At 69.9% G+C, this 19,527-nt stretch carries 10 protein-coding genes, 1 tRNA gene and 1 pseudogene; 1 reads left to right on the top strand and 11 read right to left on the bottom strand.

Annotated elements, in window-relative coordinates; genetic code table 11:
* Positions 1–4: 4 nt before the first annotated feature.
* Positions 5–1,330 (bottom strand): serine/threonine-protein kinase, encoded by a 1,326-nt coding sequence (locus tag K3769_RS24330; protein ID WP_267028469.1) that lies wholly within the window; start codon positions 1,328–1,330, stop codon positions 5–7.
* A gap of 186 nt (positions 1,331–1,516) precedes the next feature.
* A complete protein-coding gene (locus K3769_RS24325; RefSeq protein ID WP_267028468.1) occupies positions 1,517–3,433 on the bottom strand; it encodes a P-loop ATPase, Sll1717 family in 1,917 nt (638 codons plus the stop codon).
* 423 nt (positions 3,434–3,856) lie between these two features.
* Between K3769_RS24325 and K3769_RS24320 the strand changes: the two genes are divergently transcribed.
* Positions 3,857–5,590, top strand: a complete 1,734-nt coding sequence (locus K3769_RS24320; protein WP_267028467.1) for an AIPR family protein — start codon at positions 3,857–3,859, stop codon at positions 5,588–5,590.
* Between the two features lie 145 nt (positions 5,591–5,735).
* Here the strand turns inward: K3769_RS24320 and K3769_RS41170 are convergent.
* From K3769_RS41170 to K3769_RS24280, 9 genes and pseudogenes are all read right to left on the bottom strand, one after another.
* Positions 5,736–5,916: pseudogene (locus tag K3769_RS41170) on the bottom strand (hypothetical protein); the annotation flags it as partial.
* Between the two features lie 245 nt (positions 5,917–6,161).
* Positions 6,162–6,235: transfer RNA gene (locus K3769_RS24315), tRNA-Thr, on the bottom strand.
* A 101-nt stretch (positions 6,236–6,336) separates the two neighbouring features.
* Positions 6,337–7,938: an alpha/beta hydrolase gene (locus tag K3769_RS24310; protein WP_267028466.1), complete on the bottom strand. Its 1,602-nt coding sequence runs from the start codon at positions 7,936–7,938 to the stop codon at positions 6,337–6,339.
* Positions 7,939–8,175: 237 nt separating this feature from the next.
* Entirely contained in the window at positions 8,176–9,381 is a 1,206-nt protein-coding gene (locus K3769_RS24305; RefSeq protein ID WP_267028465.1) for a DNA polymerase III subunit delta', read from the bottom strand.
* A 311-nt stretch (positions 9,382–9,692) separates the two neighbouring features.
* Positions 9,693–12,950, bottom strand: coding sequence for a dTMP kinase (gene tmk / locus K3769_RS24300; protein ID WP_267028464.1), 3,258 nt, complete (start codon positions 12,948–12,950; stop codon positions 9,693–9,695).
* A gap of 271 nt (positions 12,951–13,221) precedes the next feature.
* Positions 13,222–16,065, bottom strand: coding sequence for a type I DNA topoisomerase (gene topA, locus K3769_RS24295; RefSeq protein WP_267028463.1), 2,844 nt, complete (start codon positions 16,063–16,065; stop codon positions 13,222–13,224).
* Between the two features lie 414 nt (positions 16,066–16,479).
* Positions 16,480–16,677, bottom strand: coding sequence for a hypothetical protein (locus K3769_RS24290; protein ID WP_267028462.1), 198 nt, complete (start codon positions 16,675–16,677; stop codon positions 16,480–16,482).
* 560 nt (positions 16,678–17,237) lie between these two features.
* Positions 17,238–17,630: a hypothetical protein gene (locus K3769_RS24285; RefSeq protein ID WP_267028461.1), complete on the bottom strand. Its 393-nt coding sequence runs from the start codon at positions 17,628–17,630 to the stop codon at positions 17,238–17,240.
* A 167-nt stretch (positions 17,631–17,797) separates the two neighbouring features.
* A complete protein-coding gene (locus K3769_RS24280) occupies positions 17,798–19,318 on the bottom strand; it encodes a DUF7059 domain-containing protein (RefSeq protein WP_267028460.1) in 1,521 nt (506 codons plus the stop codon).
* Positions 19,319–19,527 lie beyond the last annotated feature (209 nt).

Genomic DNA, 19,527 nt, shown 5'->3' with positions numbered 1-19,527 from the left:
TCGGCTACGCGATGTGGTCCTCCTGCAGCTCCGCGACGTGGCGGGTGATGAAGCGGTTGACCAAGCGGTTCGCCTCGTCGTCGGACACGAGGAAGCCGTACGTCGCCTCCACCGCCTCGCCGAACTGGTACGCGTCGGGATAGCTGCCGTCGATCGCCTTCTTGAAGACGAGGTAGTAGTCCTCCTCGCTCGGCTGGGAATCCTCCACGGACCTGCGACGCGCGGTGATCTTCTCGATTTTGGCGTCCATCTCCTCGCTGCGCCGGAGAAGAACCTCCAGTTCGCGTCTGACCAGCGCGGTGGTGCGCCTCGCCTCCCGGAGCGCCTCGGCTTCGACCCTCGTGGCCTCCGTGACGATCCGCGAAGCGTCCGCCCGAGCCTCTTCCAGAAGCTCCCAGGACCGTTTCAGGATCATCCCGGACACGGAGTGCCTGTCCCCCAGCTGGACGACCTCCAGCAGGTCTCCGCCGGGTTCGGTGGCGGCGTGGTCCACGAGGAGGGTGCCCAGTGCCTCGTACACCGTGGCCGCGTCCGCCGGCCGGTCCCCCGGGCGCTTGGCGAGCAGGCTCAGGATGAGGTCGTTCAGTGCGGCGGGGAGGCCGTCGGCGTGGGCCGAGGGCGGTTCCGGGACGGCCTCCAACTGTTTGCGGAGCACGGCCCACTGGTTGGTGCCGGTGAAGGGTGGCCGCCCGGCCACCGCGTGGTAGAGCAGACACCCCAGCGAGTACAGGTCGCTGCGAGGGTCGATCTCCCGGTCGCCCTCAGCCTGTTCGGGAGACATGTACGCAGGTGAGCCGAGCGGAGTGCCCGTGACGGTGAGTGCGCGGGCACCGATGGTGTCGCCCATGAACTTCGCGACGCCGAAGTCGAGCACCTTCACCGCCCCGTCCGGCGTGAGCAACGCGTTGGCCGGCTTGATGTCCCGGTGGACCACACCCTGCTGATGCGCGGCGTGCAGCGCGTCCGCGATCTGCGCGGCCCACCCGGCGGCCAGCGGCCAGGACGGCGTGGACTCCTTGAACCGCCTGTGGAGGGATACGCCCCGCACGAGCTCCATGACCAGGAAGAGGGTCGGGCGCCCGTCGACCGACACCTCCCCCCAGTCGTGCACGGTGACGATGTTCTGGTGGGAGAGCCGTCCCGCCAGTTGCACCTCGCGCTGGAAGCGGGCCTGCGTCTCCGCCTCGTCCATGCCGTACTGCGGATGAACGACCTTGACGGCGACCTCCCGCCGCATCCGCTCGTCCTGTGCCGCCCAGACCTGCCCGGAGGCGCCGGCGCCCAGCCGGTCACCGATCCGGAACCGCTCGGCGAGCAGTACGCCCTGCACCAGTCCCCTCCCCCGTCGGTGAACCGCCACCGCCGCACGACGGTACGGCTCACAACTCCCCTACGAGTATGGCGCCTTCACCGGCCAGCCGGGTCCCGCCCGCCAAGTCCCTCTGCCCCCTGATCCTCTGACCTCTGATCCTCTGACCCGCTGAGGTCCCCGAGGCAGGTCGGAACTCGTCGCCCCTCAGGAACTCCCCGAACTGCCGAACGACCCGCCCGCCAGGCGCCGCAACCGCCGGGCCTCCTCCTCGATACGGCGGGCGACATCGTTGACGCCCGTGGTCTCGTCCAGTCCGCTGTCGATGAGCTGGGCGGCCAGGGTGGTGAAGTAGTGGCTGGTGGTGAGGAGATACTCGTCGACGTCGACACCGACGGACGCGGCAGCCCCGGCCGGGATGCGGCCGGCGTCGTCACTGACACGACCGATCTGGCGTTTGATCTCGTCCCCGACGTCCCACGACAGCGCCACCGCCCGGTGGACCTGGGCCCGGATGGAATGGCAGGACTGCCGGAGTTCCCTCAGCAACCGGTCGTCACGGTTGCGGGGGGTGCCGCCCGACGTCACGGAACCGGGGTACCCCAGCGTGTTCCGCACGTCCGCGAACTGCACCTCGTAGGGCCGCAGGTCGAAAGGCCTGGTGGCGCCGAGCGCCGCCCTGAAGCACGCGTGGACGTGGAACTCCGTCTCATGCGGCTGGACGGGCAGGTCGTCGTCCCCGGCGAACACCACGTCGTTCCCCCGCCGGACGCCGAGGAAGCCGACGCCGTAGAGCACGTCGATGACTCCGGACAGGGTCAGCGCGTCGGCGTACGCGGGAAAATCGTGGTGGAGGGTCTCCGCCGCGGCCTCGAAGCGACGTGCGAGCGCGACGCGCGTGACCACGTAGCCGGTGTTCTGGAACAGCGGACGCAGCTGATTGAGGAACGGGTGCGCGACCAGATACTCCGAGCTCAGGTCCTTGAGCTTCCACTCCGAGAACTGCCGGCCCGCCTGCCGTACGTCCGCCTCGGTGATCCACTCCCGCTGGTGCTCCAGCCAGGCCTTCTCCTGGCAGAGGTTGAGGAACTGGATGGCGTCGCGCGGCCGGGGCAGACAGTGGCGGAAGAGGTACTTCGCGGTCTCCTCCCCGCCCACCGTCTGCGGGAACAGCTCCGTCCACAGCCGCTCCTCATCGAGATCCTCGCCGACGGACGCGCGCGCCCTGGCCACCGCGAGGTCTCTCAGGGCCCGCTCGGTCCAGGCGATCCGCAGTTCGTCGCCGTGGAACTTGTCGCCCTCCCCGAAGGACAACGAGTCATAGATGTCGGCCCGCAGGAACAACAGGAACCGCACCGACCGCCCGTACAGACCCGCCGCGTGCTTGGCCGCCAGCAGCAACCCGATCACCATGGAATTGCTGTCCGGCTCGGCGGACCACACCTGCTCCAGCTGATCGACCATCAGCAGCAAGGGAGGATGCGCTCCCCCGCCGCACCCCAGGTCGGTGAAGGCCCGGGTCACCCCCTGCTCGACGACTTCCAACTGCCGCGCTGCCCGGGCCCCTTCGGACGGGGACTGCGCGAGGTCCACGCTCGCTTTGACGCCGAAGGCCTCCAGGGACAGCGAACTCTGCAACCCACGGGCCCCCTGCGCCAGCCGCTCCACCAGCCGGTCCCCGACCGCCGCCTCGCCGTTCTGCTTCAGAAAGCGGGCGAGCGCCTTCACCGAGTCGGGCCGCTTGCCATGCGCCTCCTTGGCGTGGCCGACCAGATGCCGAGCCGCGTGGACGGCAAACACGTACCGCCAGATCAGCGCCTTGGCCGAGTCCCCGGGAAGCCCCTGCAACTCGAACCGCCGGATCTCCTCTCCCGCCGCCTCGTCGGGCGTGACGAGTATCTTGCCGCCGCGGTGTCCCCCGGGCCCGTCCGCCAGCAACTGCATGCAGATCGCGCTCTTGCCGGACCCCTTGCGCCCGATGATCAGCATCTTCCGCCCGGAGAGAGCACCCCGGTAGGCGGCGTTGGGCACGAACCCGCCCCGCAGCAACAGCCCCTCGGTCACGTCCCGTTCGGCATCCTCACGCCCGAAATGCAACTGTGCGAGCACCGGACCGCCGACCATCCTGCCCCCCTAGGTCATCCAGACCTCCAGTATCGACCCCGCACACCCCCCACAACCGGCCCCCACCCAAACGAACACCTGCGACGACACCCCCCAGCACCCGCAGCCCTCACCGCACCGGCGACACCGGCGACACCGGCGACACCAAAAAAAGCAAAAGCCCCAGGTCACGGCGAGTGAGTCCTGGGGCTTCCACAGAGCCTGTCGATGTTGCCGCAAAGCGTGGCCACCGGAACGCTGGAAGAGTCCCTGCGCGCTTCGAGATGTGCGCACCTGGCCCGGCAACAAGCCTCCCTGTCCGGCTGTTACATCCGGATACCTGCCCCACCAAGTTGAGCCTCACATCTTGCCCACTATGCACCTCGTCGCGAAGATAGCAGTCGACGATTCACGTACGCGCATCGCTCGTGGGGGGCCTCGCAGATGGCTGTGAAAAGTAACGATCAACGCCTGCTTGACCGCGTTCTTGAGGACAAAAGGCGCTTGCTTGCTCCGAATCAAAAGATGGATGATTTCTTCAACTATTTCGCGGCAAGCGCAGCGTTACAAGATTTCGACCTCAACGTCGATGAACTTCGCGATGGAATCGTGGACGGCTCTCACGATTGCGGTGTCGATGGCCTCTGGGTTCTGGTCGACGATCGATACATGTCGGCCAGCATTGATCGCCACACAACCTTCCGAGGAAAAAAAATACAGCTCGTCATCCTGCAAGCAAAAACTACTTCAGGGTACTCCGAAACAGCTTTCGAGAAACTCCACTATCACCTCCCCTTGCTCTTCGATATGGACCGCGACACCAAAGAGCTCTCCAACTCGACGAACGCTAAACTACTGGACCGGACCGGCAGGTTCCTCAACGTCCTGGATGCGCTGGCCTCCACCTTTCAGGAGATTTCAATCCGGGTCATATATGCGACCCGCGCCGTGGAGTCTCCACACCCGAACGTCAAGGCGAAAGGAAATAGGCTCGCCCGCGAACTAGAGAAAATCGCTTCCCGCACGAAGTGCCACATAGACTACCTAGGAGCCGCAGAGCTTAGGGAACTGTCGGGTCGCGGCGCATCAACGTCACTCGAAATGACTTACATCGAGACACCGATGAGCACGTCGCTCGGTGAAGGCTACGTATGTCTGGTACGCCTTGACGAGTACTACAATTTCATCACCTCACACAACGACGCTCTGCGTCTTGAGCTTTTCGAATCCAACGTTCGGGATTACGCAGGACGCACGGCGGTCAACACCGCGATAGAGGGGACGTTGAGGTCGGGTCACCGCGAGGATTTTTGGTGGTTCAACAATGGCGTGACGATTGTGGCAGAAGACGTCAGGATCGCCGGGAAGAAGATTGTAGTCACAGATCCACAAATCGTGAACGGCCTGCAAACGAGCCACGAGATCTTCAACCATTTCCAGAACTCTGGTCGCCATAATGACCGATCGATCCTCGTCCGGATCATTGTTCCACCATCTTCGGGCAGCGCGAGGGATGTAATCATCCGTGCGACCAACAGTCAGACCGAGCTACCGGCAGGCGCCCTGCGAGCTACAGAGAAAATCCAGAAGGATCTTGAAGAGTCTCTCGCGCGGTACGGCTACCGCTATGAGCGGAGGTCGAATTACTATCTAAATTTGGGCATCCCTCTGGAACAAGTGGTCAGCATGTCGCGACTGGCGCGGGAGTACACAGCGTTCGTCTTGGGAGAACCGCATTCGGCTCTTAAACACCTGGACACGTACCTACTGGGAGGATCGCACTACGATAGCGTTTTCTCGACTGAAACCGATATCGACCTGTACGGCCTTGTGCTTGATGTACATATGCGCATCGGCCAATTCCTGGCGGAGTATTCCAAAGACCGTCCGCTATTGGGCGATACGATGGAAAATTGGCGATACCATATCTCATACATGAGCAGGCTCACCCTCACCCGCTTGCGTAACCCAGAACAAAGTGATCTCCTGAACATCCGGATCGAGCATCTGACGGACGCCGTCCTGGGTACGATGGTGAACCTCTTGGATCGCGAATACCGAAGCGCCCTCAGAGGAAACAGGGCTCAAGGGATTGACAAGGTATCCCGCAGCGACGACTTCACGATAAAGCTGCGCCAAGCGACAATCGCCATGCGGCGATTTAAAATTGACCGCTGATTACATAAGTTCCCGCTTCGCAGTCACGGCGGGACGCACTTCCCAACGGTAGGCGCCTAATAGCTGGCATATCAGGCGCCTGATCCCCCCATGTCGGGGATACTCTATAAGCTTGTGCTGCGACCAACCAGCATGTCGCTGGGGATGCACGCGTCGCCGATTGATCAACCTCGCCTCGCGGCATGCAGTCGCGCGTCGTGTGGCTTGCGACTCGTGGCACCGGTGAACACGATGAGCAGTGCCATACCGTGTCGATAGAGCTCAGCGGTCGTGTCCGCCACGCCAAGCTCGTGACTACCAAGCCTCGATAGCGAACTCCACCACAGTCCCGTCCGCCCTGTACGTGATGCGGCAACTCCACCACCCGCTCCACGGCCGGCACGATCCTGAACGAGACGGGAGTCGACATGCCCACGATCATAGAGATCCTGCGGCACATACAGCCCCATGCTGGAACCCGTTACTGCACCTAGAACTGAGACCGCCCCGCGGCCCGCGCTCTCCGTCGCCGCCGCATCCGTTAAAAGCAAAAGCCCCAGGTCACGGCGAGTGAGTCCTGAGGCTTCTACAGAGCCGCCTTCGGGATTCGAACCCGAGACCTACGCATTACGAGTGCGTTGCTCTGGCCATCTGAGCTAAGGCGGCGCGCTGCCAGCACTATGGTGCGATCGGCAACGTCAGCAAGTCTACACAGTTTCCGGGGGTGCTCCGTACTGCCCCTGGAGGCACCCCCGGAGGGTCGGTGATCAGGCCGCCGAGCAGCGCTTTCCCTTCTGCGGCGGGGTGCCTTCGAGCAGGTACTGATTGATCGCGGCGTCGATGCAGGCGCTGCCGCGCCCGTACGCCGTGTGGCCGTCGCCGTCGTAGGTCAGGAGCGCCCCGGAGGAGAGCTGGGTGGCGAGGGCCTGCGCCCAGGGGTACGGCGTCGCGGGGTCGCGGACCGTGCCGACGACGACGATGGGCGCCGCGCCCTTCGCCTCGATGCGGTGGGGCTCGCCGGTCGGCCGCACCGGCCAGTACGCGCAGTTCAGCGAGGCCCAGGCGAGGCCCTCGCCGAAGACCGGGGAGGCCTTCTCGAAGTCGGGGACGCCCTTCTCGACCTCCTCGGGGGAGTCGAAGGCGGCGGGCAGGTCGAGGCAGTTGACCGCCGCGTTGGCGGACATCAGGTTCGCGTACGTACCGTCCGCCTCCCGCTCGTAGTAGCTGTCGGACAGGACGAGCAGGCCCGCGCCGTCCTTGTCCTTCATGGCCGTGGTGAGGGCCTCGCGCAGTTGCGGCCAGGCCCCCTCGTCGTACATCGCGGCGATGACCCCGGTCGTGGCCAGCGCCTCGCCCAGTTTGCGGCCGTCCGCGTCGCCCGCGTCGAGGGGTGCGGAGTCCAGCTGCTTGAAGAAGGCCTTCAGGTTCTTGCCGACCTGCTCCGGTGACGTGCCCTTTCCGCCCAGCGGGCAGTCGGACTCGCCCACGCAGTCCTTGGCGAAGGACCGGAAGGCCGTCTCGAAGCCGGCCGTCTGGTCCCGGTTCAGCTGTCGCGCCGGCAGGGACGGGTCCATCGCGCCGTCCAGGACCAGCCTGCCGACGCGCTCCGGATACAGGCCCGCATAGGTCGCCCCGAGGAACGTGCCGTACGAGGCGCCCACGTAATGCAGCTTCTCGTCGCCCAGCGCGGCCCGTACGAGATCCATGTCACGGGCCGCCTCGACCGTGGACACATGGCGCAGCAGGTTCGCAGAGCGCTGTCCGCAGGCCGCCGCGAACTCCTTGTAGGCGTCGACCAGCTCACCGGTCTCGCGCGCGTCGTCGGGGGTTGTGTCCGTCTGCGTGTACGCGTCCATCCGCTTGCCCGTGAGGCATTCGACGGGTTCGCTGCGGGCGACGCCCCGCGGGTCCACCGCCACCATGTCGTAGCGGGCGCGCACCTTCGCCGGGTAGCCGATCCCCGCGTACGACTGGAGGTAGTCGACCGCCGATCCGCCCGGCCCTCCCGGGTTGACCAGCAGCGAGCCGATCCGCTTGCCCGGCCCCGTGGCCTTCTTGCGGGCCACGGCCAGCCGGATGTCGCCCTTGGTCGGCTCGGCGTAGTCGAGCGGGGCCTTCAAGGTGGCGCACTCGAAGCCGGCGACACCGCAGGCCCGCCAGTTCGGGCGCTGGGCGTAGTACGGGGCCAGCGCGGAGGGGGTGGCCTCGGGCAGCGCGTGGAGCGCCACCGAGCCGGCCGGGCTCGCGGCGGTCGTCGAACTCCCCGCGGAGCAGGCGGAGACGAGGAATCCGGCGACGGCGAACAGAGTGCCGTACGCGCGGAGGGAACGAGGGGCCCGGGATGACCTGGGCCGGCGCCTGATGTGCATCGACCGAGCGTAACCCTGTGCGACGAATTGATTGCTCAGAGTCGCGCGCATGCCTCGTACGAGTGATGCCGTCTCCTCCCCGTTGTACCTGCGCCGACCCACCACGCCAACCATCGAGGTCCGCCCGCCGTGCTGCCGCACCGGCCCCGTGGTCCTTCCGCCCATCCTTCCGCCCACCGCCGATGTCCGCCCGACGCGGCCCCCTTCAAGGGGCCCGTCACCTTGTGCGGGTCCGCGTCACCCCGCCCGCAGCGCCATCGTCATGGCCTCCACCGCGAGCAGCGGCGCCACGTTCCGGTCCAGGGCCTCCCGGCAGGCGGCGATCGCCTCTATGCGGCGCAGGGTGGCCTCGGGCGACGACCCCCGGGCCAGCCGGTCGAGCGCGTCCCGCATCTCCGTGTTGGCGAGGGCGAGATCCGTACCGAACTGCAGGGCGAGCACATCGCGGTAGAAAGCCGTGAGGTCGATCAACGCCAGGTCCAGGCTGTCGCGCTGCGTACGCGTCTTGCGGCGCTTCTGCTTGTCCTCCAGCTCCTTCATCACCCCCGCGGTGCCACGCGGCATCCGGCCGCCCTGTCCCGCGCCGAGGGCCGCCTTCATGTCCTCGGTCTCCTTGACGTCGGTCTCCTCGGCGACCTGCTTGGCGTCCTCGGAAGCCGCGTCGATCAGCTCCTGCGCCGCTTTGAGGCAGGCGCCCACGTCGTCGACGCGCAGCGGCAGCTTCAGGACGGCGGCCCGGCGCGCGCGGGCCCGCTCGTCCGTGGCGAGGCGCCGGGCGCGCCCGATGTGACCCTGGGTGGCGCGGGCCACGACGGCGGCGATGTCGGGCTCGATGCCGTCGCGGCGTACGAGGACGTCGGCGACCGCGGCCACCGAGGGCGTCCGGAGCGTGAGGTGGCGGCACCGGGAGCGGATCGTGGGCAGCACGTCCTCCAGGGAGGGCGCGCACAGGAGCCAGACCGTACGGGGGGCGGGCTCTTCGACGGCCTTCAGCAGCACGTTGCCCGCGCCCTCGGTGAGGCGGTCGGCGTCCTCCATGACGATGACCTGCCAGCGGCCGACCGCCGGGGAGAGCTGGGCGCGGCGGACCAGGTCGCGGGTCTCCTTCACGCCGATGGAGAGGAGGTCGGTACGGATGATCTGCACGTCCGCGTGCGTACCGATCAGGCTCGTGTGGCAGCCGTCGCAGAATCCGCAGCCGGGGATCCCGCCGAGGGCGCGGTCGGGGCTGGTGCACTGCAGGGCCGCCGCGAAGGCACGCGCCGTGGTGGAACGGCCCGAACCCGGCGGCCCCGTGAAGAGCCACGCGTGCGTCATCTTCGAGGCCTCGGGCAGCGGGGCGTCGGCGGCGACCGCGGTGACCAGGGCGTCGGCGTCCCGCGCGGCGGCCTCAAGCTGCCCGCTCACCTTCTCCTGGCCCACCAGGTCGTCCCATACGGTCATGGGGCGCCGCCCTTTCGTCGAACCTGCCGTCGTTGCCACACCCACACCCACACCCGCAGCCGCAGCCGCAGCCGCAGCCATGCTGACAGCCGCCACATGCGACAGCGATCACGCTCGCTGTCGCATCTGTGCCTGCTGCGTCCCATTGTGCGGGAGGGCACTGACAACGAGGCCCGACGCCGCCACCGGCACTGACACTGACACCGGCACCGGCACCGGCACCGGCACCGGCACTGACACCGGCACCGGCACCGGCACCGGCACTGACACTGACACTGACACCGGCACGGTCCCGCCGCCGAGGAGGGCCGTCAGCGCCGCCGGCGCCTGTTCCCCTCGTCCCGCTCGTCGTCGTCACGCGGGCCGAGCAGTTCGTCGGCCAGCGTCGGCAGATCGTCCAGCGGGGTCTCCTCCGCCCAGTCCGACCGGGGGCGCCGCCGCGGCCTGCCCTCGGCGTCGACCTGGGGCAGCTCGCGCGTGCCACCGTCCGAAACCCCGCCGCTCCCGGCCCCGTACCCGGGCGGCACCCGGTCCTCGGGCCCACCGCCACGCTCGTCCCGTACCTGAGGAAGGACCGCCGTCTCGTCCGCGGCGGGCTCCGGCCGGACCGGCGGCAGCACCGCGGTCTCGTCGACGGCTCCCTGCGGGGGCTGCGGTACCTGCGGCAGCACGGCCGTCTCGTCCGCCGGACCACCGGAGGCGTTCGTGGGCGCCACCAGAGGCGTCTGTACGGTGCTCTCGTTGTCCGGACTCTCGTCCGCCGGGCTTTCGTCCGCCGGGCTCTCGCTGTACGAGCTCCCGGCACCCGAGCCACCCGCCGCCCGACCGGAATCAGCACGTCCGGAAGGCCTCGCAGGCGCGGTAGGCGCGGTAGGCGCGGTAGGCGCGGTACGAGCAGAAGGCGCAGCCTCAGCAGCCTCCCGTGCCGAAGCAGTCGAAGCGGCCGACGCCGCAGCCGCCGCCGACGCAGTGGTCGCCGCCACCACCGCCGCCGCGGCCTCCGCCGCCCGCCGCGCCTCCTCGGCCCGGACCAGCGCCTCCTCGGCCTTGCGCTGCTTCTCCAGGCGCCGCTCCTCGGCCTCGGCCCGCAGCCGCGCCTCCTCCTCGGCCTGCTTGCGCCGGCGCTCCTCCTCGGCCGCTCGGGCCTTCTCCTCGGCGAGCTGCCGTGCCTTCTCCTGCTCGGCACGCACGCGTGCGGCCTCGGCGCGCTGCCGGGCCTCCTCGGCCTGCCGCTCGGCCTCGCGGCGCTGGGCCTCTTCCAGTTCGAGCCGCTTGCGCTCTTCCTCCTCCGCGCGCAGCCGGGCGAGCTGTTCCTGGCGCTCACGCTCCAGCCGCTCCTCCTCGGCCTTGCGGGCGGCCTCTTCCTCGGCCTTGCGGCGCGCCTCTTCCTCGGCGGCCTTGCGTGCCTCCTCCTTGGCCTTGATCTCGGCCTCGGAGAGCGGCAGCACCACGTCGAGCCGGTGCCTGATCACGGTCGTGACGGACTCGGGCTCCTGCCCGGCGTCGACGACCAGGTAGCGGCCGGGGTCGGCGGCGGCCAGCGTCAGGAAACCGGACCGCACGCGCGCGTGGAACTCGGCGGGCTCCGACTCCAGTCGGTCCGGCGCCTCGGTGAACCGCTCGCGCGCGGTCTCCGGCGCCACGTCCAGCAGCACCGTCAGATGCGGTACGAGCCCGCCGGTGGCCCAGCGGTTGATGCGGGAGACCTCGGTGGGGGACAGATCGCGCCCCGCGCCCTGGTAGGCCACCGAGGAGTCGATGTACCGGTCCGAGATCACGACCGCGCCCCGTTCCAGCGCGGGCCGCACCACGGTGTCCACGTGCTCCGCGCGGTCGGCGGCGTACAGCAGTGCCTCCGCGCGGTGCGAGAGCCCGGCGGACGAGACGTCGAGCAGGATCGAGCGCAGCCGCTTGCCCACGGGGGTGGCGCCCGGCTCGCGCGTGAGCACGACCTCGTGGCCCTTGGCGCGGATCCACTCCGCGAGGGCCTCGGCCTGGGTGGACTTGCCGGCCCCGTCGCCGCCCTCCAGGGCGATGAAGAACCCGGCGTCGGTGGGTGCCTGCACCGGGTCGTCCCCGCCGCGCAGCGCGTCCCGCAGGTCGTGCCGCAGGGGTACTCCGGAGCGGTCGTCGGCCTTGGCGAGGACCAGTGCGGCGACCGGCAGGAGCAGCGCGCCGACCAGCATCAGCGTGAACGCGGCGCCGCCGTGCGCGAACACGAACTTGCCGTTCTCCAGGCGGTGCGGGCCGATGGCTGCCGCCACCAGCGGCGCCACCAGGACGCCCACGGCCACGAAGACCCGTGCGACCGCGTGCAGGTGTTCCGTCGTACGCGCGCGGCGGTAGTCCTCGGCCTCCTGGTCGAGCAGGGCGTGGCCGGTGTTGGCGGCGACGCCCGCGCCGACGCCCGCGAGGCCGGTGATCAGGAGCACGGTGGTGACGTCGGGGACGAGTCCGGCGGCGAGCAGCGCGATGCCCGTGAAGGCGATCGCGAGGGCGAGCAGTCGGCGGCGCGACAGGGACGGCAGCAGCTTGGGCGCCGTACGGATGCCGACCACGACCCCGCCGGTCACCGCGAGGACCAGCAGCCCGAACGTCACCGGGCCGCCGCCCAGGTCCTTGGCGTGCAGCACGGCCACGGCGACGGCCGCCGCGACGGCTCCGGCGACGGCCGCGCAGGCGAGCACCAGGAGCGGGATGGCCCCCGTACGGCCCTTGTCGATGCCCGAACCCGTCCTGGGACGGCGCAGCCCTTCGAGCGGCGAGCGCGCGCGCGGGGTGCGTACGTCGGGCAGTTCGAGGAAGGTGAGCACCGACAGGGAAGCGGCGAACAGGCCCGCGGCGACGTACGAGGCGAGCGCCGCCTGGTGCTGGTCGAACCACGCGAGTCCGGCGCCCAGCAGGTTGTTGAGGAGCCCGGCGACGACGAGCACCGCCGCCGCGAGGGGCGCCGCGACGAATCCCGTACGCAGGGCGAGGCGCCGCAGGGCGTCCATGTGGTCCGGCAGCGGTCGTACCGTCGCGCCCTCCAGGGGCGGCGCGGGCAGCAGCGCGGGCGCCGCGCTCTCGCGGCACACCGTCCAGAAGCGTTCGGCGACCCCGATGACGAACGCCGTCACGAGGAGCACGGCCAGCGCGTTCTCGGGGGTCCAGTCGATCCACAGGGGCGCGATGATCAGCAGTGCGGCCCGTACGCCGTCCGCGCCGACCATGGTCCAGCGCCGGTCGAGCGGGCCGTCCTGGGCGGTGAGCGAGGTGAGCGGGCCCAGGAGCACCGCTCCGAAGAGCAGCGTCGCGAGGATGCGCGCTCCGAAGACCGCCGATACGGCGAGGGCCACGCCGCGGTAACCGCCCCCGAAGGAGCCGTCGGACACCGCCGCCTGCAGGGCGAGCAGGACCAGCACCAGCAGGGCGAGGGCGTCGCCGACGCCGCTCACCAGTTGGGCGCTCCACAGCCGCCTCAGTTGCGGTACACGCAACAGCGCCCGCACGGCTCGCTCCCGTGAGTCTGCGACCAGGGAGTCGTCGGGGGCCGAAGGGGGGGCCGTTGGCTGCTCGGCTCGCGTCATCCTGCCAGCCTATCCGGACGCACCCGGTCCCCGAAGAGGGCCCCGAACATGCGAACGCCCTCGACACCAACTGGTGTGAGGGCGTTCGTTCTGGGAACCGAAGGTGAAAGATCGAGTCCGCCTCCGGTCCACCTGTCGATCGTCTGCGGACCGTCGTCGGACCGGTCGTCGACCTAGGACGGAGAGCGGCTCAGCCCTTTGTGCGGCCTCTGTGAAGAACGGCCCGGTCCTAGGCCTGATCGGTCCTCAGCCTGCTCAGTCCTCAGCCTGCTCAGTCCTCGGCCGTCGCCTTGGCGGCCGTGGCCTTCTTCGCGGTGGTCTTCTTGGCTGCCGTCTTCGTGGCGGTGGTGGTCTTCTTTGCCGCCGTCTTCGTGGCAGCCGTCTTCTTTGTCGCCGTTTTCTTCGCCGGCGCCTTCTTGGCGGGTGCCTTCTTCGCCGTCTTCTTGGCGGTCTTCTTCGCCGGCCCCTTCGCCCGCTTCTCCGCGAGCAGTTCGAAGCCGCGCTCCGGGGTGAGCTCCTCGACGCTGTCGCCGGACCGCAGGGTCGCGTTGGTCTCGCCGTCGGTGACGTACGCGCCGAAGCGGCCGTCCTTGACGACGACGGGCTGACCGCTGACCGGGTCGGCGCCCAGTTCCTTCAGCGGCGGCTTGGCGGCGGCGCGGCCACGCTGCTTGGGCTGCGCGTAGATCGCGAGAGCCTCCTCGAGAGTGATCGTGAAGAGCTGGTCCTCGCTCGTGAGGGAGCGGGAGTCGGTGCCCTTCTTCAGGTACGGGCCGTAGCGGCCGTTCTGCGCGGTGATCTCCACGCCCTCGGCGTCCTTGCCGACGACGCGCGGCAGCGACATCAGCTTGAGCGCGTCCGCGAGGGTCACCGTGTCCAGGGACATCGACTTGAAGAGCGAGGCCGTACGCGGCTTCACGGCGTTCTTGCCGGTCTTCGGGGTGCCCTCGGGCAGCACCTCGGTGACGTACGGGCCGTAGCGGCCGTCACGGGCGATGATCTGGTGACCGGACTCGGGGTCGGAGCCCAGCTCGAAGTCACCGCTGGGCTTGGCGAGCAGTTCCTCGGCGAGCTCGACGTTCAGCTCGTCGGGCGCCAGGTCCTCGGGCACGTCGGCGCGCTGGTGGTTCTCGGAGTCCTTCTCACCGCGCTCCACGTACGGGCCGTAGCGGCCGACGCGCAGCATGATGTCGCTGCCGTCCACCCGGTACGACGACACCTCGCGGGCGTCGATGGCGCCGAGGTCGGTGACGAGCTCCTTGAGGCCGCCGAGGTGGTCCCCGTCGCCGTTGCCCGCCTCCGCGGCGCCGGTCGCGTCGCCCTCGCCGAAGTAGAAGCGCCTGAGCCACGGGACGGACTGGGCCTCGCCCCGCGAGATGCGGTCGAGGTCGTCCTCCATCTTGGCCGTGAAGTCGTAGTCGACGAGCCGCCCGAAGTGCTTCTCCAGGAGGTTGACCACGGCGAAGGACAGGAAGGAGGGCACGAGGGCCGTCCCCTTCTTGAACACGTAGCCGCGGTCGAGGATCGTGCCGATGATCGACGCGTACGTCGACGGGCGGCCGATCTCCCGCTCTTCGAGCTCCTTGACCAGGCTGGCCTCGGTGTAGCGGGCCGGGGGCTTGGTCGCGTGGCCGTCGACCGAGATCTCCTCGGCGGACAGCGGGTCGCCCTCCTCGACCTGCGGGAGGCGGCGCTCACGGTCGTCCAGCTCGGCGTTCGGATCGTCCGCGCCCTCGACGTACGCCTTCAGGAAGCCGTGGAAGGTGATCGTCTTGCCGGACGCGCTGAACTCGGCGTCCCGGCCGTCGGAGGCCCTGCCCGCGATCTTGACGGTGACGGAGTTGCCGACCGCGTCCTTCATCTGCGAGGCGACGGTCCGCTTCCAGATCAGCTCGTACAGCCGGAACTGGTCGCCGGTCAGCCCCGTCTCGGCGGGGGTGCGGAAGCGGTCGCCCGAGGGGCGGATCGCCTCGTGCGCCTCCTGCGCGTTCTTCACCTTCCCGGCGTACGTACGCGGCTTGTCCGGCAGGTAGCTCGCGCCGTAGAGCTGCGTGACCTGAGCGCGGGCCGCGCTGATCGCGGTGTCCGAGAGGGTCGTGGAGTCCGTACGCATGTAGGTGATGAAGCCGTTCTCGTACAGCTTCTGCGCCACCTGCATCGTGGACTTCGCGCCGAAGCCGAGCTTGCGGCTCGCCTCCTGCTGGAGCGTGGTCGTACGGAACGGTGCGTACGGCGAGCGTCGGTACGGCTTCGACTCGACGGACCGTACGGAGAAGTCCGTGTTCTCCAGGGCGGCGGCCAGCGCGCGGGCGTTGGCCTCGTCCAGGTGAAGGGTGTTCGCGCCCTTGATCTGCCCGAGCGAGTCGAAGTCGCGGCCCTGGGCGACACGCTTGCCGTCGACGGCGGTCAGCCGGGCGACCAGGTTCGACGGGTCGGTGCGGTCGCCGGCGCGGCCGGTGCCGAAGGTGCCGGTCAGGTCCCAGTACTCGGCGGAGCGGAAGGCGATGCGCTCGCGCTCCCGCTCGACGACGAGGCGGGTCGCGACCGACTGGACGCGGCCGGCCGACAGCCGCGGCATGACCTTCTTCCACAGGACCGGCGAGACCTCGTAGCCGTAGAGGCGGTCGAGGATACGGCGGGTCTCCTGGGCGTCGACCATGCGCTGGTTGAGCTCGCGCGGGTTGGCGACGGCGCTGCGGATCGCGTCCTTGGTGATCTCGTGGAAGACCATCCGGTGGACGGGGACCTTGGGCTTCAGGACCTCGAGGAGGTGCCACGCGATGGCCTCGCCCTCGCGGTCCTCATCGGTCGCGAGGAAGAGCTCGTCGGAATCCTTCAGCAGGTCCTTGAGCTTCTTTACCTGCGCCCTCTTGTCAGCGTTGACCACGTAGATCGGCGCGAAGTCGTTCTCGACGTCCACGCCGAGCCGACGCACCTCGCCGGTGTACTTCTCGGGCACCTCCGCGGCGCCGTTGGGGAGGTCGCGGATGTGCCCGACACTCGCTTCGACGACGTATCCGGGGCCGAGATAGCCCTTGATCGTCTTCGCCTTGGCAGGCGACTCGACGATGACGAGTCGGCGGCCGCCGTGTGCGGTCTCGCTGGTCGGGGACAACTTCGCTCTTCTCTCCGGTCGACGCAGGGGGTCTCGCCCCAGGCCTTGAACCCGGGGGTCGGGTCATGCTGACGCTGCGGAGTGTGACGGTACATCCCGCCCCCCTGTCAAACGGGAAAAGCCCGCAACGGCCACTCGAACGGTAACCCGACTCCCGCCATTCCTGCCGCCCGGAGTGCCGACCTGCCCTTTCGGAGACATCCGGAGCGTGACCTCTCAATTACCGGAGAGGGGAATTCCGAGCGGTGTCGATCTTGGCCGCGCCCGCCGCCGTACGGCGATTCCAGGACAGTGGGGACGGTGTTTCCAGGACAGCGGGGCGGCGTTGCGCGGGCGGCGGGGCCGCGTCGCGCGGACCGCGGGAGGTGCTGCCCGAAGAGCGGGGCGGACCGGCGCGTCGGCGGTGGCCGACGCTCAGAGGCGAGTGAAACACCACACCGCGAGGAGCACGGCGGCCGTCCCGGCGAGGCCCGCGGCCGTCGCCGACGCGACGGGGCTCACTCCGTGGGCGACGGGGGCGCGCTGCCGCAGCCGGACCGCGGTCCACACCAGCAGTCCGCCCCCGAACAGGGCGAACACCGATCCCGTGAAGATCGCCGGTCCGCTCTCCATGACTCGCGCCTCCGCCCTCGTGTGCCACCGGGTCCCGTCCTGGCGGGCCCCGGGTCCCGCCCTCGCGGGCTCTGGTCGGGACGCTGGCAGCTCCGGGAAACCGGAACCCCAACCCGGGGTGAACGGGAGGCGGCCGGCACCGTGCGCCCCGGGTGCGGGACGGCTCACACCGCGCCCCGCACCGCTGCCGCCCGCTGCCGCGACCACCGCCGCGTCCCCGTCGCGCCGCCGCCACGCCGCGACTACGGCCGCACCTCCGTCGCGCCTCCGTCGTGCTTCCGTCTCGCTTCCGTCACACCGCGTCCGCACCGGGAGGGGAGCGAAACGGGCCGAAGCGGGCCGGAAGTGTGCCGCGAACGGGCTTGAAGCGGACCGACACGAGTCGGAGCGGGTCGGAGCGGGTCGGAAGCGGACCGCCCGGAAGGGGCCGGCCACCGCGCGCACGGAGCCCGCCCGGGCCAGGCTTCGGGTGGAGTCCGTCACACCGCGCCGGGCGCCGGTACCTCTCCGCTCGTCTGCACGCCGTCGGCACGACTCACCGTGCACACCGCCTTGGTGAATCACTGGTTCCACGAGTACTCGTCGGCTATGCAGCCGTAGCCGACCCGCTCCACGTCGGGCGCCCAGGTCGACTCGAACTTGTTGCCGCAGAGTTCGTTCGCGTTGTCGAGGCCCTTCTTGCAGTTCATGTGCGCCGGGGCCGGAACGACGCCGATGACCTGGTTGTCGTGCGCCACGACGAGCGCGACGACCGCCGCGGTGGGCAGCTTGCGACGCCTGCCGCCGCGACCACCCCAGCGCCCCCCTGACCGCCGTCGGGGCCGGTGACCGCCGTCGGACCGCTCCCGTAGGGCGGGTACCCGCCGCCGGCGTACGGCGAGGAGGGTGCCGAGGGTGGGACCTGCGGGGACGGCGGACCATGGGCGCCCAGCGAGGAGGGATCGCTCGCACACGGATTCCAGGGCTGGTAGGGCCCCTGCGCGGATACACATCGGTCGCCTCGCTCCCGGCCGCCGACGCCCACGCCCACGCCAACGCCGACGAGTTCACGTCATCCGACGGGCGGGCCGGAGCACCGCCCCGCCGGCCGCTCCCGCCCGCCTCCAGGTGCCCCGCGTCGTCACCGGGCCGCGGGCTCGATGAATCCCTGCTCGACCAGCAGGCGGATCTGGGCCGGTGTCCGGTCGCGGAGCAACACCGGATCCTCTCCGACCAGTTGGGCAATGGCGTCCAGGATGCGTCCCGCGCTCAGCGTGCCGTCGCAGACACCCGCGAAACCGGCGCCGACCGTGTCCACCTTCGTGGCCCGCCGCATCCCGCGGTGCTGGCGCAGCACGACGTGCTCCGGGTCCTCGGCACCGGGCAGGCCGACCTGCTCCTGCACGATCTCGTCGACCAGCCGGAAGTGCGCCGCCAGCAGGGCCGCGTCGTCGTGCTCACGCAGATAGTCGACACGCTCGAAATGCGCGCGCACGGTGTCGCCGAGCGGCTGCTCGACGGAGTGCGGCCACTCCTCCAGGACGACGGAGGGCAGTGCCGCGTCCGTCCTGCGCAGTGTGATCCAGCCGAAGCCGACGGCCTTCACCTTGCGTGCCTCGAACTCGTCCAGCCAGGCGTCGTACCGCGCCTGGTACTCCACGGGATCGGCGTGGTGGTCGCCCGCGTCGCGCAGCCACAGTTCGGCGTACTGCGTGATGTCCTGGACCTCGCGCTGCACGATCCACGCGTCGCAGCCGCGCGGCACCCAGGAGCGCAGCCGGTCGTGCCAGTCCTCGCCCTCCACGTGCTGCCAGTTGGCCAGGAACTGGGCGTATCCCCCCTGGTTCAGCCGGTCGCCCGCCTGGGACACGAGCGTGCGGCACAGTTCGTCCCCGCCCATCCCGCCGTCGCGGTAGGTGAGCCGGGCGCCGGGCGAGATCACGAAGGGCGGGTTGGAGACGATGAGGTCGAACGTCTCGTCGCCCACCGGTTCGAAGAGGGAGCCCTCGCGCAGGTCGGCCGCCGGGGCCCCGGACAGCGCGAGCGTGAGCGCGGTGATGTGCAGCGCGCGGGGGTTGAGGTCGGTGGCGCTCACCCGCGTGGCGTGCTGGGCTGCGTGCAACGCCTGGATCCCGGAGCCGGTGCCGAGGTCGAGCGCGGAGCCGAAGGGGGCGCGCACGGTGATGCCCGCGAGCGTGGTGGACGCGCCGCCCACGCCGAGTACGACACCTTCGTCATGGCTGCCGATGCCGCCGGCCCCGCCGACCGCGCAGCCCAGGTCGGACACGATGAACCAGTCCTCGCCGCCGGGTCCGCCGTACGGCCGTACGTCGACGACCGCCGCGACCTCGTCCCCGCCGACGCGGGTCAGCCAGCCGCCCTCCAGGCAGTCCTCCAGCGGCAGAACGTCCGCCACGCGCGCGTGCGGCACGGGCTGCTGCAGCAGGAACAGCCGTACGAGGGCTTCCAGCGGGGAGTCGCCGCGGGTGGCCCGGAGCGCGGGTACGGTCTCGCTGCGGGCCAGCGCCGCGTACGCGGGGGCGCCGAGCAGGTCGAGCAGCCCATCGGCGCTGAAGGAGGCGCCCAGGAGGGCGTCCCGCAGCCGCGCGGTGACGTCGATGCGGTCGGACGAGGGCAGCGGTGCCAGGCTGGTGTTACTCACCCGCCCATTGTGACGCGCGACCGACCACACGCGAGCGGCCCGCCACCACTGCCGGCACTTCTTCGGCGCGCCGACCGGGCCCTCCGAAGCCGGGACGCCACAGGGCCGGGGCCCGGCGCCGGAGTGCCTGGACACCCTTCGCGCCGGGCCGCGCCGTACACACCGCACCCGCCCGCGCCGGGCGCTGCCCGGCCGTCGCGCCGCGAGGG

It is taken from the genome of Streptomyces ortus, assembly GCF_026341275.1.
GTDB classification, from domain to species: Bacteria; Actinomycetota; Actinomycetes; order Streptomycetales; family Streptomycetaceae; genus Streptomyces; species Streptomyces ortus.
Note: the sequence above shows the minus strand (reverse complement) of the source record. Positions and strands in the feature narration are given on the sequence as shown.